The sequence below is a fragment of the Mucispirillum schaedleri ASF457 genome (genome assembly GCF_000487995.2).
Lineage (GTDB): Bacteria > Chrysiogenota > Deferribacteres > Deferribacterales > Mucispirillaceae > Mucispirillum > Mucispirillum schaedleri.
Map to the genome: position 1 here is coordinate 377,461 of NZ_CP097562.1, position 16,751 is coordinate 394,211.

Below are 16,751 nucleotides of genomic sequence, written 5' to 3' on the forward strand. Positions count from 1 at the left end.
CCATAAAAAACACTTGTATATTGCAAATATTACTGATAGTATTAAGTATTTATAAAAGATAGTTTTTTGGAGGTGTTGTATGGAAACAAGTATGATAAGAAATGTAGCTTTTATTTCACACGGTGGTGCTGGAAAAACAAGCCTTATAGAAGCTGTCTTATATAATACTGGTGCTACACAAAAAATAGGCAATATAGAATCTGGAACAAGTGTAATGGATTTTGACCAGATAGAAATAGAAAGAAAATTCTCAATAAACGCAAAAGTTGCTTCAGTTACTTGGAATAAAAACCTCCTTAATATTATAGATACACCAGGATACACTAACTTTCTGCATGAAACAAAATGTGCTTTATCTGCAGTAGATGGTGCTGTAATCATTGCATCTGCAATTACTGGTGTGAAAGCTGAAACTATCAGAGTATGGCAGTATGCAGAAGAATATAATCTTTCTAAACTTATATTTATTAATAAAATGGATAAGGAAAGAGCTGATTTTTATAATGCACTTGGTGATATTGAAAAAGCATTTGGCATTGTTCCTTTGCCAATCTTTCTGCCAATAGGAAAAGAAAGCTCATTTAAAGGTATTATTGATTTAGTCAGAATGAAAGCATTAATATATCCTGCTGAACCTACTGCTCAATATACAATAGAAGATATTCCTGAAGATTTATTAAGTGAAGCAGAATTTCATAGACAAAAACTAATAGAAGCAGTATCTGAAACTGATGACAATTTAATAGAAAAATATCTTGAAGGTGCAGAATTTACTGAAACAGAAATTAGAAAAGGTCTTAGAGAAGGTGTTGTTACTAAAAGATTTGTTCCAGTATTCTGTGGCTCTGCTATTAAAAATATTGGCTCAAAACTTCTTTTAGAAGGTATTATTGACTATCTTCCATCACCACTGCAAAAAGAAGCAGCCTTTGCAATTGATGATCATTCTGGTGAACCTGTTGATGTTACAGCTGAAGATAAAGAATTTGCTGCCTATGTATTTAAAACATTTGCAGACCCTTATGCAGGAAAACTTACAATTTTTAGAGTATATTCAGGCTCTATTAAAAATGATACATCTATATATAATGTTAATAAAAAAGAATATGAAAAAATAACTCAGCTTTTTATTCTACAGGGTAAAAACTTTGTCAAATGTGATACACTTACTGCAGGTCAGATAGGTATGACTACTAAGTTAAAATATACAGAAACATTTGATACATTATCATCAGATGTGGACCCTGTAACTTTTCCAGCAGTTACACTACCAGAGCCTGTTATATCTTTTTCAATTACTCCTAAATCAAAAGAAGATGAAGACAAAGTTTCTTCTGCACTTCAAAAACTTATGGAAGAAGATAAAGGATTAAAACTTAGAAGAGATGATAAAACTGGCGACTTACTGCTTTCTGGTATGGGACAAATGCATATTGAAATAGTTGCTGATAAATTGTTGAAAAAATTTAATGTGCATGTAGAATTAAATACACCAAAAGTTCCATATATGGAAACTATTAAAATTAAATCTAACGGTCAAGGCAAATATAAAAAACAATCTGGAGGTAAAGGTCAGTATGGAGATGTATGGCTTGAACTCTCCCCTCTTGAAAGAGGTGCAGGTTTTGAATTTGAAGACAGAATTGTTGGTGGTGTTGTTCCACGCAACTTTATTCCTGCTGTAGAAAAAGGTGTTATTGAAGCAGCACAAGAAGGTATTTTAGCAGGATATCCTATGGTAGACTTTAAAGCTGCATTATATGATGGGTCTTATCATTCAGTTGACAGCTCAGAAATGGCATTTAAAATAGCAGCATCTATGGCATTTAAAAAAATAGCAGCAGAAGCAAAACCTGTTATTTTAGAACCAATTATGATAATAGATGTATATGCCCCTGAACAATATGTTGGTGCTATAGTTGGTGATTTAAACTCACGACGCGGCAGAGTAACTAATGTTGAACCACAGACTACAGGACAGCATATTAGTGCAGCTGTCCCAATGGCAGAAATCCTTAAATATGCACCAGATTTAAGAAGTATGACTGGCGGGCATGGTATGTTTACTATGGAATTCAGCCATTATGAAGAACTGCCTACTCATTTGGCAACAAAACTTATTAATGAGAAAAAGGATTAGTATATAAAATAATTGAATAGACGATAATATATTATGCATAACCTAAACCTTTATAGTTATTATGATAAATCTCTTGCTGATGTTAATAGAGAGTATTTAGAATCTCTAAAACATAAGCCTAAGAGAGTATCTAGGAGGAAAGTAAATAAAAAAGCTGCATTAGCAGCTGCCATTACTCTTGCAACTGGATTATTAATTGCAAATTATTTAGGTATTTTTTCTGAAAAAGTTGTTGAAGTTGTGGAAGCACCGCCGCCACCTGATACAAGAACTGAAGAAGAAAAACAAGGATATGTTCAAATACAAATTTTTGAGTTTGCAGGAACTCCTGTTGAAACAATATCAGAGCCTTCTGCTCAAAATGATAATGTATCAGGCAAAATTATACAAACAGCCCAGATAGAAAACACTGCAAAATCTGCTGGTATAATTAATAATAAAGAAACTGAAAAAACTACCGATAAAAAGAAAGAAAGTGAAAAACAAACCACAGTTAAAAGTGCTGCTGTAAAAAAAGAGCAGAAAAATACAGAAAATAAATCTCTTGCCAAAGCACTTGTTATAAAAAAATATTCAATATTGTTTGAAAATATTGATGAAAAGCAGTATAATAAAATAAAAGAAATCAGCGAAAAAAATAATACCAAACTTGAAGTTACAGATGCTTACTCAAATACTTATTCTATTTGGAAAGTGTATGAAAAATCAGATACTGGAAATGAGATGTTTGGTGAAGATAAAGTAAATCATATTGAAGATTTTTTAACTCAAAGTGATGCCATAGAATATGCAAAAAGTAGAAATCTTGATGCACTTATAAAACAAGCAGGTATAACAGAAAAGTCTTATACTGTTAAATTATGCTGTTCTGAGCTGGAAAATGCTAAAAAAATAGCCCAAAACAGCAATATTACAGATAAAATCATAAAAATAGTTCGTATAGAATAAGTTTTTTGATATGATATATTAATATGCTTATAAATATAAAATATTATAAATCATATTTTTAAGGGGGATAAAAATGACAAAAGCAGATATGGTTGAAAATATCCACAGTAAACTTGGGTTGACTAAAAAAGATATTGCCAAAATCGTTGATGAAGTTTTTGAAATGATAAAAACTGATATTTTGAAATCTGAAAATGTTAAAATATCAGGATTTGGTAATTTTGAAGTGAAAACAAGGGGAAGAAGAATTGGTAGAAATCCTAAAACTGGAGAAGAAACTGTTATTGAACCAAGAACTGTTGTAGTATTTAGACCTAGCCAAATATTTAAAGATGAAGTAAATGGTTGATAAATTTTATAAAATTGGAGAAGTATCTAAAATGCTGGATTTGCCAGCATCAACATTAAGGTATTGGGAAAATCAATTTAAACAGTTAAAACCTATAAAGTCTACTGGTGGGCAAAGATTTTATACAAGTAAGCATATATATTTACTGGAGCAGTTAAAAGATATGCTCCATAATGAACGCTATACTATTGAAGGCGCAAAACAGCGTTTAAAAGAAATTATCTCTAATAAAGAACATATTGATATTAACTCTAATGATAAACCTAGTGATAATACAGAAACTGCTGCTCTATCAACATACAGCATAGAAGATATAAAAAAAGAGTTAAATGAAATATTAATGTTATTACAATAATATAGCCAAGTATATTAAATATTTATATTTCAGCAGGGATGATTTATACATTTCCTGCTTTTTTTACACTTTTAAATAGTTAAAAAAATACAGGATGTATTTTCTTCTATAAGCATAGACAAATTTATTTCTGCTATATAAGATTATAAAAATTAAAGAATAATCATTTCTTGCAAGAGCTGTCTTTTTCTCTTCTTTGCTGCATTAAAATGTGAATTTCTTTATATTAACAAGTTCAAAAATATAGAACAGTTTAAATATGAACTTGAAAAATATATTGATTTCTATAATAATTACAGAATAAAAGCTAATGGACTTACACCTTTACAGGAAAAAGAAATCTATTTAATGGCTTAGTTAAAAATTTTTAGGTAAGTTCATTATAACAACTGTGACTATGAGAACTTATACAGAAATACAGATTATCACAATCAGTTTATACTGAGCCAAAGGCGAAGTATCTAAAAAGCTAGATAGTTTAAATATATTATGCACTGTTGTAATATATAATTTAGATTTTTCTCCTTTAAAATCAGGCTCAAAATGACTATATTCTAAGTTTTTAGGATAAGTCCAAAGTTTCTTTGCTGCATTAAAATGTGAATTTCTTTATATTAACAAGTTCAAAAATATAGAACAGTTTAAATATGAAATTGAAAAGTATATTGATTTCTATAATAATTATAGAATAAAAGCTAATGGACTTACACCTTTACAGGAAAAAGAAATTTATTTAGTTACCTAGTCAAAAATTTTTATGCAAGTTCACCTTTTTGATAATTTAAAGATATATATCTTAAATCAAGAGCAGAATTTTTTTCATATCATTATATACTATTCATATAGTCTCACCACATACATAATGCTTAATTATCCATATATTTACAGACCAGTTTTAATGGTAGAAGTCTATTTTTTAGCATATTAAAATGATACTTAAATAAAGTGCCTTTAATAGTGCAGTATACTCTGCTGACTGTTTAATTTATGATAAATTATAGTATTTGTTACATAAACTAATTTATCTATTAGATATGTAAAATTTAAAAATTAGGGAAATGCAGTCCCAGTTATTTTTCCAGCTTTTTATTGAAGTGGCTATACTAATTTAGATACTACAAATTAGATTTTACTACTTTATATATTATCAATACTGCTGTTTATTATAATATTTTTCATCTACTTCTATAAGTCCTGCAACACCTACCCCAACAAGACGCAATGGAACAATTCCTGCATTATGCTCATCAAAAAGTGATTTTGCATAATTAAAAATATCATCACCGGAAAAAATAGGAATATATAAAGTTTTACGAAGTGATTTTGATTCAAACCTAAAAGTTTTCCAGTTAATAGTAATAACTTTTGCAGCATATTTTTTATAAATAAGTTTTTCTGATATTTTTTCAGATAATGATTTCATATAATCATATATTTCCTGTTTAGAAGAAATATCGTATGGAAATGTTGTTGCTTTGCTTATAGATTTATTTTCAAGCTTTGTTTCTGTATCTTCTTCATATATACCCTGCACTGCATTATAAATTTTCTGTCCATGATTACCAAGATATATTTCCAGTTTTTCTTTTCCTGCAAGTCTTAATTCCTGAACAGTAAATATACCATATTCGGCAAGTTTTGCTTCAGTGCTTGCACCAATTCCCCATACTTTTGATAGTGGAAAAGAATCAATAAATGAAACAGCACTATTTTCATCTACTATATAACATCCATCAGGCTTATTTACACTTGTAGCCATTTTTGCCATTAGTTTATTAGGACCTATGCCTATTGTGCATGTAATATCAAAATATTTTTTTGTTACATATTTTATCTTTTTAATTAAAAGCTCAGTTTCCATATTAATATTTGTAATATCTGCATAAGCTTCATCAATAGATGATATTGTAATTTTAGGAACAATTTTAGATATTAAATTAAATATGTTAGATGATATTTTTTCATACTTATTAATATCTACTGGAAGAAATATTATATCAGGACATAAGCTCTTTACAGCAATACTGCTCATACCAGAAGATACACCATATTTGCGGGCTTCATAAGAGCATGTGCATACTACTCCCCTTTCATAAGCACCACCAACTGCAAGCGGCTTTTTTTTCAGATATGGTTTAAATGCCTGCTCACAGGATACATAAAATGCATCCATATCTATACACATTATACGGTGTTTCATTAATTACCTATCAAAAATGATACCCCTGCTCTCTAAATCTTAAAAGCATAACATATCTGCCTATTACTTCAAAAGAATCATCATTTGTAACAGGAATTGGTTGGAAATCATTATTAGCAGGAAGTAAAAATATACCGTCCTCACTTCTTTTAAAAGTTTTAAGTGTTACTTCTCCATTAAGACGAAAAGCACCGATTTGACCATTTGATATTTCTTTGCAAGGCTGAATAAATACATAATCTCCAGGAAGAATGCCTTTATCTTGCATACTATACCCATCAACTATTAAGAAAAAACCACCGTTAGAATTTCTAAGAAACTCTTTTACAGGAATGTAACCTTCAATATTTTCTTCAGCCATAACTGGTACACCTGCTACAATTCTACCTATTATAGGAATACCTTTATCTTCTTCATGCTTTACAGCAGTAAGAGAACGGGCTCTGCCTGAAGATTTAGTAAGCATCCCTTTTGCTTCAAGCCTGTCCAGCATAGCTTTTATGGTAGATGGTGAGCTGACGCCCATACCTTGAGCCATCTCTCTAATGGATGGTGAATAACCATATTCTTTATGAAAATCTAAAATAAAGTTTAATAAACGCTCCTGTTTATCAGTCATGCCACACCTCGCACATTTGTTCACTAGAACATTTATACTATTTATTTAGATTAATTGCAACTATTTTTTATACTTTTCTAAATCATACGCTTTAATTTTTCTATATAAATATGTTCTTTCCATATCTAACATTCTTGCTGTCTGAGTTACATTCCAGTTAGTAGACTGTAATACTTTTAAAATAAAAGTTTTTTCAAATTCATCGCGTGCTTCTTTTAAAGATGTGCTGTAATTTGTATCTACCACATGCTGTTCCATTTCACTAATTCCAGAAAGCATCATATTTGGAGCATCTTTTACATCTAAAATATTATCTTCTGATAATACAACCATTCTTTCTACAATATTTTTTAACTGCCTAACATTTCCCGGCCATTCATAATTAATAAAAATATTCATTAATTCTTTAGTAACCTGTTTATCCTGCAATCCATTTATGCTGATAGTCTCTTGAATAAAATGGTTTACAAGCAGTGGTATATCATCTTTTCTTTTTCTAAGAGGCGGAACTTCTATAGGTATAACATTAATTCTATAAAACAAATCAGACCTGAAACGGTTAGAAGCTATTTCCAGCTGTAAATCTTTATTTGTAGCAGATATTAAGCGAAAATCTGACTTTATAATATCATTTCCACCAAGCCTTGAAAACTCACCTGTTTCTAAAACTCTTAAAAGTTTTGCCTGCATCATTAGCCCCATATCGCCAATTTCATCTAAGAATAATACTCCATTATTTGCTAGTTCAAATTTACCTATTTTTCTTTTTACAGAACCAGTATATGCACCTTTTTCTGAGCCAAAAAGCTCACTTTCTATTAATTCAGTAGGAACAGCAGAGCAATTTATTTCTACAAATGGTTTATCTGCGCGTTTACCAAGCATATGTATAAGTCTTGCAACATGCTCTTTTCCTGTTCCATTCTCTCCTGTAATTAATACCCATGAATTCATTGATGCTATTTTTTCTATACGCTCTTTAAGCCTTGTTATCTGCTGGCTTACACCTATTAAATCATACTTTTTAACATTTTTATATTTAGTGCTTCTTAAATCCTGCATTAAGCTGGCTTTATCATCAAGATGCTTAATAAGCATCACAATTCTTTCAAGAGAAAGCGGTTTTTCTAAAAAATCATAAGCACCATAACGGATAGTATCTACTGCTGTTTCAATAGTGCCATGACCGCTTATCATAATAACTTCTATTTCTGGAAAATGGCGTTTAATTTCCTTTAATCCTTCAATACCGTCAATATCTGGAAGCCATATATCTAAAAATAATACATCAAATCTATTTTCCTGTAATTTATGAAATCCATCTGAATAGTTTAAACTGTAATTGCATTCATACCCTTCATCTTCTAATATGCCTTTAATTGCAGAACAAATGTTTTTTTCATCATCAATAATTAATATTTTCATTATAATCCTCTTGGAAGTATTATTTTAAAATATGCACCACCTGCATCGTTATTGTCTGCAGTAATTGTGCCAGAATGTTCTTCTACGATTTTTTTAACTATTGCAAGACCAAGCCCTGTTCCACCCTGACGCCTGCTGAAATATGGTTTAAATAAATTAGGTATATCATTTTCATCTATCCCTGTTCCATTATCCCTGATATATATTTCTATATTATCATTTATTTCTAATACTTCAATACTTATTATTCCATTTTCTGCACCAATAATATAAACAGCATTTAAAATAATATTTTGAAACACTCGTCTAAACTGCAGTTTGTCTATATTAATTTCTATTTTACTTTCGCAGTTAATATTAAACAAAATATTTCTGTATGTTTCTTTATATAATGATATTGTATCATTAAGAAGCGATAAAAGATTTACTACATGCTTATCTGCTTTTGGAAGCCTTGCAAACATATTAAACTCTTCTATTAGTTCTCTTAAATTTTCTGATTCTGTAATAACTATATCCATACATTCATTTATTATATTCCTGCTTTCAACATCTCCCATTTTTGATACTCTCCGTTTAACCCTTTCTGCCATGAGCTTTATTGGAGTAAGTGGATTTTTCACTTCATGAGCTATTTTAGTTGCAATATCTTTCCATAAAGCAACTTTTTGAGCATCAACAACATCCGTTACATCACTTAATAATATTAATACCTGATTTTCATCACCTAAAACAATTTTGGATAAACTTAAAAAGAAAATTCTATTACCACTTTTATCTGATAAATCAAAGTTTTCTATTATTTCATCATGTTCACCTGCCATAAAATCTTTTACTTTGGTTAAAACTATTTTATCAAAAGCAGCACGGTTATCACCTATAAAAATATCAGCCTTAATATTTGATTTTAATATCTGAAAATCATTTGAAACAAGTATAATAGATGAATCAACATTTTTAAATATTGCATCTATATACATATTATCCCTTGAAATCTGCTCAAACATTTCTGATAAAACTATATTTTTAGAATAAAGTTCTGTAGTATATGTTTTCATTTGGGCTGTCATACTGTTAAATGCAGTAACTAAATCACCTATCTCACCACCAGCATACTCTTTAACAGTCACATCAAAATTACCACTTGATATTTTCTGACTTGCCTTTGCAAGCTCTTCAATCGGTTTTGTGATACTTCTTGCAAAAAGCATACTTATCCAGATAGATGAAAAAAGCAGCAGTAAAGATATTTGTAAAAGCTGCATAATACTTGAATTTTTAATAGGATATGCAAAATATAAATTTTGATTATATGTATTTAAATCTTTTTGAATAGCTCCCAAATCATTATATAATAAAGGTGATGTATATTTTAAAATCAATATACCGCCCTGCTGCTCAAACTGATTATCTGTATAACTTCCTGCCCAGTGAATACCGCGAGCAATATCTTGATAACCATATATATATTTATCTCTTTCTAATTCCTGCCTGTGAGTTAAAAGTTTTTCCAAAAGATAAGTATCATAAGAATTATTACAATTTAAGATTATATTATTATCCTTATCAAAAACGATAATACTTGTAAATATATTGTTATATACATATCTGCAAATATCATTAGAATAGCTTTTAATTTTATGAGAAGAAAACAATTTTTTTTCAGTAAGTAATGATTGAAAATAATTTAGATAATTATTCAGCTCCTGCTGTTCATAATGTCTAAAATCATTCACTAAAACACCTGACTTATTAACTATGCCGCTAACTTGATTTGCAAACCATTTATTAATACTGTCATTCAAAAGCTGGCTGGAATAGATAAATATAATAGTTACAGGAAAAATTGTTACAACAAGAGAAAATATTAAAAGCTTTATTTTTAAAGTGCCACGCTGTTCTGATAAAATTTTTACCAAATTTCTAAAAATTAATAAAAGCAGCACTATGACTAAAATAATATTAATATTAAGCAGTAAAAACATAGAAATATTAGAAGATAAAGGATAACCTAAATGGGTAATATTTTTGCCTGCAATAATATTAATAACTACAACAATAAGAAAATATATTAAGTATCTTCTTAATTTAACCTTAACATCACCATAAGATGGTGATGTTAAAAATTTAATAAAGTTTAAAAGGTTTGTTTTAAATTTATCAAATATAGTCATATAAGAATACTAATGATATATTACTCTCTAAAATCTCTTAAAAATATAACTTTTGTCATAAAAAGTTCAGAATCTATACATTGTGTATTTTTATCTTTAAATAATGATAAATATGCAGATATTTCTTTTTCACTTACTCCTTTTTTAGATAATATTTTAGCAACATCTACTTTTTCTATACAGTCATAAGGAAGTGAAGTTAATTCATAAGGAACAGTTATTTCTAAATCCGTAACAATAGTTTTTCTTAATTTTCCATATATACCGTTAAGTCCTGAATTTTTTAATTTTAATAATCCAGGATTTTCATATCTTGGTGCATCAGCTGTATGAGTATACCTGATTAACAATATGCCTTTTGATATATTATCTACTCTATAAGCAAAACCAGCTATTTCTTCATTACTTATTAAAAGCTCTGCTATGTTATTTTTATCATATTTTTTTAATACTTTTTCATTTTTGCCATTTTTTTCTATAATTTCTATTTTTTCAAGAGTAAATTTTGGCAGATATTCATTAAGAAAATGGTTGTCCTGCTTTGGCAGTGATGGTAAAAGTAAATCTTTATCTTTATTTTGTTGTATAAACTTTGCTATTTTATTTTCAAATACAAATGGGCGTGCTTTTTCTGATTCTAAAACAGCACTGCCTGAATGGTCTTCTATTTTATCTTTTCCTTTTTTTAATTCATCAAAATAAACAACAACCTGACTGATATTTTTTTCATTTTTATAAAGTTCAGGTGCTCCTACATATTGAGCCATCCATTCAGTAACATATCCTACTTCATAAGCATGTGGATATACAGAGTACTGTAATGAGCTTTCAGTAATATATTCCAACTGTTTAGATTTATCATAAGTTATACCGTTTAGTTTTAAAGAAGGATAAATTGTATTTCTTAAAAACACATCTTTCTTTGATAAAAAGATAGAAACATCATTCTCTGTTTTAGTTACAAAAGATGATGGCTGCATATTCGTAAATAACATTTTTTGAAAAAGAAGATTTTTTGTTTCATCATCATAAAAAGTGCGTTTTACAGGGTTAAAAAGTGCTGAAAGATAGCTAAGCTGTAGATTTTTTTCATCTTTTTCATAAGAGCGTGCAAGATTCATAATATAATCACTTGCCAAAATCTCTACTGCCTGAAAATTAAATGATACAAAAAAAGATACATAATCTAAATCGCTGACTTTAAAGCATGTAGAGCCTTTTTCACACCTTTCTTCAAACTTACATGTAGGATAAGCATATTTTTTATTATCAAAAACACAAGAATATGTAATTTTTTTGACTTCATTATTATCTACTAATGTCTCATAACTATTTGGTGCCGCAGCAAAGCAATTTGTGCTTAAGTTTAAAGCATAAAATGCCGATATGCAGATAAAAGCTAAAATAAGTGTTGTAAATTTTTTCATATATATAACTCCTACTACTACAAAGTATTAATAGTTTATTTTATTAAAATTATATTATTAAAAAAAATTGTTTGCAAGGATTTATAGTATAATGTATATATTTTTTTATTATTTTTTAAAATGAGGCATTGCATGAGTGATTTTGAACAGAGAACTGAGGAATATGGAACAGCAATACTAAAACTTGTTAGAGTAAAAGAAGCATCAGGCTCAAATACTAGACTATTTGGAAATATTGTATTTTCAATGAAGCATTATAAAGAAAACGACAGCGAAATGATGCTTGTTAGAATAATACCAGTATCTAGTAGTTCTATAAGACCTATAAAAAGTATCTCTGGTAATGCATCTGACCAGTTATCTATTAATAAAATGTATGCACTTGTAAACCACAGAAGCAACTCTATAGAATTTGGACCAACTCAAGGTTTATTTCTTGATAAAAATCTTAGAAATAGAGGAATAGGAACATTTGCTTTTAATGAACTTATAGTATGGCTTAGAGAAAACTTTCAAGAATATTCTATCACTCCTTTTGATTTTGTTACAGGGGATAATATGGAAGATGATGAAAGAGAAATACGAAACAAATTTCTAGAAAATTTTGGATTTACTCTTGGCTTTACTGATATAACCCAAAGAAATGGAACAATGAAAGCTAAAAAGCCTTCTCTTTTAAAATCTTACACTAATAATGAAAAATTAGAAGAAGTAGATATTGAGAAATTCTTTTTTAACCTGCTTAATGAAAGAAATAAACTGGAAAAAGAATATAATGAATTAAAAGTAGAATATGCTGCCCGCGGTGAAGAACTTTTAGGCGGTATGCCAAAAGGTGACTTAATAAAATATACTGTTATAGGTTCAATTGCTGTTCTTGTTATTATGCTTCTGCTGATACTATAGAGGTTATAATTGAAAAGAATTGGATTTACTACAACTATTCCTGTAGAGTTTATACTTGCAGGTGGCAATATTCCTGTTGATTTAAACAATATTTTTGTATGCAGTCCTAACCCAAACAGTTTAATTGATGAGGCACAAAATGATGGTCTGCCTAGAAACTGCTGTTCATGGATAAAAGGTCTTTATTCTGTTGCTGTTAAAGAAAAAGCAGTTGATGAAATAATATCTGTTACAAATGGTGACTGCAGCAATACACATGCTTTAACTGAGCTTTATTCTGCAAATAATATTAAAGTTTACCCTTTTGCCTATCCTTATGAAGAAAAAGAGCCTTATACTGCCCTAAAAAATCAAATGCTTGCATTAGGCAGTGCTTTAAATGTTACTTTTGATGATGTATATGAATGCTGTAAAATAACAGATAAAGTCCGTAAAAAATTAAAACAAATAGATGAAATGACAGTTCAAGGCTATATTACTGGATTTGAAAACCATTTATATCTTGTATCTTCTACTGATTTTAACAGTGATATAGATAAATTTTCAAAAGATGCTGATGAGTTAATAGAAAAAGCATATAAAAGAAACATTGAAGACAAATATATAAGACTTGGCTGTATTGGTGTGCCTACAATTAACCCTGCAATGTATGATTTTATAGAAAGTAAAAACTGTAAAATAGTTTTTAATGAAGTGCAGCGTCAATTTAGTATTCCGTCAGAAAACCCTGACTATGTCAAAAGATATTTAGAATATACATATCCTTATGGAGTAATAGATAGAATAAATGATATAAAACAGCAGATAAAAGAAAGAAAAATTGATGGATTAATCCACTATGTTCAGTCTTTTTGTTATAGACAGATACAAGATATTCTAATAAAAAAACATATAGATATTCCTGTTTTAACTATTGAAGGTGATAGTCCTGGAGATATAGACGGCAGAACAAAAATACGCATTGATTCATTTATAGAAATGCTTGAAATGAAAAAGAGAAAGAGAAGTATATGAAAAATATTGGTATAGATTTAGGTTCAAGATATGTTAAACTTGTTAAAGAAAGTAACGGAAGTATAGAATATAATATTTTTGATACGGTAAGTTTTTATAAACAGTTTATAGCAAGAAACGGAGCAGAAACATATATAGATACTAACAAACTTGGTCTTAGTGATGATTATAAAATTGTAGCTACAGGATATGGCAGAAATTTAATGTCATTTTCTAATGTTGAAATAATATCAGAAATCAAAGCCCATTTCAGGGGAGCTTTAAAGCAGACTGGTAATGACAGCTTTATTTTAATAGATATTGGCGGACAAGACAGTAAAGTTATACTTGGAAAAGAAGGATATATAGAAGATTTTATTATGAATGATAAATGTGCAGCAAGCACAGGAAGATTTGCTGAAAATGCATGCTCAGTATTAGGAATAAGTATAGATGAACTGTCAAAAATGCAGCATAATCCTGCAAACCTTTCAAGCACATGTGCAGTATTTTGTGAAAGTGAGCTTATTGGACTTATGGCATCAGGAGTTGAAATAGAAAGTATAGCTGCAGGGATAAATAAATCTATTGCTAAACGGCTTTTGCCATTGATAAAATCATTTCAAGCTGATACAATATATGCTTCTGGTGGGGTAGCAAATAATAAAAGCTTAATATTATTTATTTCTCAACTTATAGGCAAAAATGTAACACCGCTTAATAATCCGCAGTTTAATGGAGCATTAGGCTGTCTGCCGTTATAGATTTTTTATTATAAGGGTATTTATATGGATATAATTTTAAGAGATATTACTATTATTTTTGCAGTATCTACAATTATTCTTTTAATATGTGCAAAGATAAAAGTTCCTGGTATTTTAGGATATTTATTTACTGGTCTTTTGATTGGTCCTAATGGGCTTGGGTTTATCTCTAATACAGAAAATGTATCCCACATGGCAGAAATTGGCGTTATACTTCTTCTTTTTACTATTGGTTTAGAATTTTCTTTACAGCAGCTTATTGCATTAAAACGCTCTGCTCTTGGCGGTGGTATGCTGCAGGTGTTTTTAACTTCTATTTTTATTACAATTCTTTGTATGATTATGGGTATTAATACAGAGTTATCCATATTTATAGGAATGATAGTTGCACCATCTTCAACAGCTATTGTATTAAAACTTTTAATGGAAAGGGGTGAAGTAGAATCTCCTTATGGAAAAATAACAACAAGTGTGCTTATTTTCCAAGATATTGCAGTTATACCTATGATGCTTATAGCAAGAATGTTAGCACCAGATAGTGAATCATCTATTAAAGATATTGCTATAACATTAGGATATGCAATTATTGTTGTAGTTCTTTTGTTTGCTGCAGCAAGATTTATTGTTCCAAAACTGTTATCAAAAGTTACAAAAACAAGAAGCAGAGAAGTATTTTTATTTTCTATAATATTAATATGTATGATAGTTGCTATTATAACTAATAAAGCTGGTTTATCTTTAGCTCTTGGTGCATTTTTAGCTGGTATGATAGTAAGTGAAACAGGTTACGGCTATCAGGCTCTTGGCAATGTTGTGCCATTTAAAGATGTTTTTACAGGTTTCTTTTTCATATCTATTGGTATGATGATTAATATTAATATATTTTTAATCCACCCTGCTCTCATTTTGTTTTTAGCTTTTCTTATTATAATAGTGAAAGCATTAGTAACTACAATGTCTATTAGTATTTTAGGATATTCTCTTGAAACATCACTTAAAACAGGACTTGCTCTTGCACAAGTAGGTGAATTTTCTTTTATTCTTGCTTCAACAGGTATGCAGGATGGAGTTTTTAATGAATTTCAAAACTCATTATTTATTACAATTGCAGTAATTTCTATGGTTGCAACACCTTTTATGATGATATATTCCAGCCAGATTGTAAAATTGATTTCAAAACTACCGCTGCCTGTAAATATTATAAAAGGTTACTTTCATGAAAAAAAATCAGATAAAAAAATATTTAATGACCATATAATAATAGTAGGTTTTGGACTTTCAGGCAGAATGATTGCAAAAGCAGCAATACAGTCAGGTATTGATTATATCGTTATAGAAATGAACCCAAATACTGTGCATACTGAAAAACAAAAACGCACACCTATTTTTTATGGAGATGCATCACAAGAAGAAATATTAGACCATGCTTCCATTACAAAAGCACGCTCTATTGTTATTTCTGGTGCAGATTTTCACACAACTAAAAATATAGTAGAAACAGCAAGACGCTTAAATCCTACTTTAATTATCATAGCAAGAACACGCTTTAAATCATATAATGCAGCATTAAAAGAGTTAGGTGCATCTGAAGTAATATCTGAAGAAGTAGAATCAGCAGTATCGCTTCTTGCTGTTGTATTTAAACATTACTACATACCTGAAGAAAATATTACAGCAATAGAAGCAGAACTTCGTCAAGAAGATATTGCAGCTATTTCAAAAAAACATCAGGATAAAAAAATCTCAACTCTTGGAGTGAAAGGACTTGCAGTAGAAACAATAACAGTTCCTGTAGGCTCAAAATATTCTGGCTGTTCTCTGCGTGCTCTTGATGCAAGATTTAAATATAATATTAATATTATTGCTGTAAAATCAGGTGTGCAGATAAAAGTATCCCCTGGCTCTGATGATAAAATTAATGACAGAGATGAGCTTATAGTTACCGGCAAAAATAGTGATATTACTGTATTTGCATCTATTTTAAATGAAAAAATAGAACCTGCAACTTAATTTATACTACTGTCAAAATAATATTATATATTATATGTTATAATATTTATATATAAATTATAATGTCTGATGAAATAGACTTAATAAAAATTTTGTGCAGCAGTTATTTGATCCTGATTTTAAAGGCAAAAAGTCTAACATTATATATTACAGCAGTGCATAATATATTTAAATTATTTACTTTTTTATATACTTTGCTTATAAATCAAGCTCATTATGACATATTTAGCTTAAATTCTCTTGCTGTATTCAATATGGATTAGTATAATTTTTTTGGGTAAATCCATTTTTTTGCATAAAAAATGGAACAGGTAAAAACCTGTTCCACTTTCTACAAAAAGGAGGGAGTTTATTTAAATGCATTACTATGCAAAAAAATACTCTGTTCTATATTATTTTCCTACTTACTATATAGGAAATATATATTACAAGTGCATAAAT

Annotated in this window: 14 protein-coding genes and 1 pseudogene; 10 read left to right on the forward strand and 5 right to left on the reverse strand. The window is 29.1% G+C overall.

Annotated elements, in window-relative coordinates; translation table 11 throughout:
* Positions 1-79: 79 nt before the first annotated feature.
* The 6 genes and pseudogenes from fusA to N508_RS10955 form a co-directional block, all read left to right on the forward strand.
* Positions 80-2,140, forward strand: a complete 2,061-nt coding sequence (gene fusA, locus N508_RS01885) for an elongation factor G (protein WP_023276388.1) — start codon at positions 80-82, stop codon at positions 2,138-2,140.
* 33 nt (positions 2,141-2,173) lie between these two features.
* On the forward strand, positions 2,174-3,088 hold the full coding sequence (locus N508_RS01890) for a hypothetical protein (protein ID WP_023276389.1): 915 nt from the start codon (positions 2,174-2,176) through the stop codon (positions 3,086-3,088).
* A 73-nt stretch (positions 3,089-3,161) separates the two neighbouring features.
* On the forward strand, positions 3,162-3,437 hold the full coding sequence (locus N508_RS01895; protein ID WP_023276390.1) for an integration host factor subunit alpha: 276 nt from the start codon (positions 3,162-3,164) through the stop codon (positions 3,435-3,437).
* Entirely contained in the window at positions 3,430-3,792 is a 363-nt protein-coding gene (locus N508_RS01900; protein ID WP_023276391.1) for a MerR family transcriptional regulator, read from the forward strand. The genes N508_RS01895 and N508_RS01900 overlap by 8 nt, the downstream gene beginning before the upstream one ends.
* A gap of 165 nt (positions 3,793-3,957) precedes the next feature.
* Positions 3,958-4,149 (forward strand): IS3 family transposase, encoded by a 192-nt coding sequence (locus N508_RS10950; protein WP_350028805.1) that lies wholly within the window; start codon positions 3,958-3,960, stop codon positions 4,147-4,149.
* 232 nt (positions 4,150-4,381) lie between these two features.
* A pseudogene (locus N508_RS10955) lies at positions 4,382-4,537 on the forward strand (IS3 family transposase); the annotation flags it as partial.
* A 402-nt stretch (positions 4,538-4,939) separates the two neighbouring features.
* Here the strand turns inward: N508_RS10955 and dinB are convergent.
* Genes dinB through N508_RS01925 form a run of 5 tightly spaced genes read right to left on the reverse strand, consistent with a single transcriptional unit; the run spans position 4,940 to position 11,637 of the window.
* Entirely contained in the window at positions 4,940-5,992 is a 1,053-nt protein-coding gene (dinB, locus tag N508_RS01905; protein ID WP_023276392.1) for a DNA polymerase IV, read from the reverse strand.
* A 10-nt stretch (positions 5,993-6,002) separates the two neighbouring features.
* Positions 6,003-6,611, reverse strand: coding sequence for a transcriptional repressor LexA (gene lexA, locus N508_RS01910; RefSeq protein WP_023276393.1), 609 nt, complete (start codon positions 6,609-6,611; stop codon positions 6,003-6,005).
* Positions 6,612-6,671: 60 nt separating this feature from the next.
* Entirely contained in the window at positions 6,672-8,036 is a 1,365-nt protein-coding gene (locus tag N508_RS01915; RefSeq protein WP_023276394.1) for a sigma-54-dependent transcriptional regulator, read from the reverse strand.
* Positions 8,036-10,210 (reverse strand): sensor histidine kinase, encoded by a 2,175-nt coding sequence (locus tag N508_RS01920; protein WP_023276395.1) that lies wholly within the window; start codon positions 10,208-10,210, stop codon positions 8,036-8,038. Before N508_RS01920 ends, N508_RS01915 begins: the two co-directional genes overlap by 1 nt.
* Positions 10,211-10,230: 20 nt before the next feature.
* On the reverse strand, positions 10,231-11,637 hold the full coding sequence (locus N508_RS01925; RefSeq protein WP_023276396.1) for a hypothetical protein: 1,407 nt from the start codon (positions 11,635-11,637) through the stop codon (positions 10,231-10,233).
* A gap of 132 nt (positions 11,638-11,769) precedes the next feature.
* Between N508_RS01925 and N508_RS01930 the strand changes: the two genes are divergently transcribed.
* The 4 genes from N508_RS01930 to N508_RS01945 are packed head-to-tail and all read left to right on the forward strand — an operon-like array spanning position 11,770 to position 16,310.
* Complete coding sequence (locus N508_RS01930; protein WP_023276397.1) at positions 11,770-12,543, forward strand: N-acetyltransferase; 774 nt, start codon at positions 11,770-11,772, stop codon at positions 12,541-12,543.
* Between the two features lie 9 nt (positions 12,544-12,552).
* Positions 12,553-13,557, forward strand: coding sequence for a 2-hydroxyacyl-CoA dehydratase family protein (locus tag N508_RS01935; protein WP_023276398.1), 1,005 nt, complete (start codon positions 12,553-12,555; stop codon positions 13,555-13,557).
* Positions 13,554-14,300: an acyl-CoA dehydratase activase gene (locus N508_RS01940; protein WP_023276399.1), complete on the forward strand. Its 747-nt coding sequence runs from the start codon at positions 13,554-13,556 to the stop codon at positions 14,298-14,300. Before N508_RS01935 ends, N508_RS01940 begins: the two co-directional genes overlap by 4 nt.
* A 24-nt stretch (positions 14,301-14,324) precedes the next feature.
* Positions 14,325-16,310, forward strand: a complete 1,986-nt coding sequence (locus tag N508_RS01945; RefSeq protein ID WP_023276400.1) for a monovalent cation:proton antiporter family protein — start codon at positions 14,325-14,327, stop codon at positions 16,308-16,310.
* The last annotated feature ends 441 nt before the right edge of the window (positions 16,311-16,751 follow it).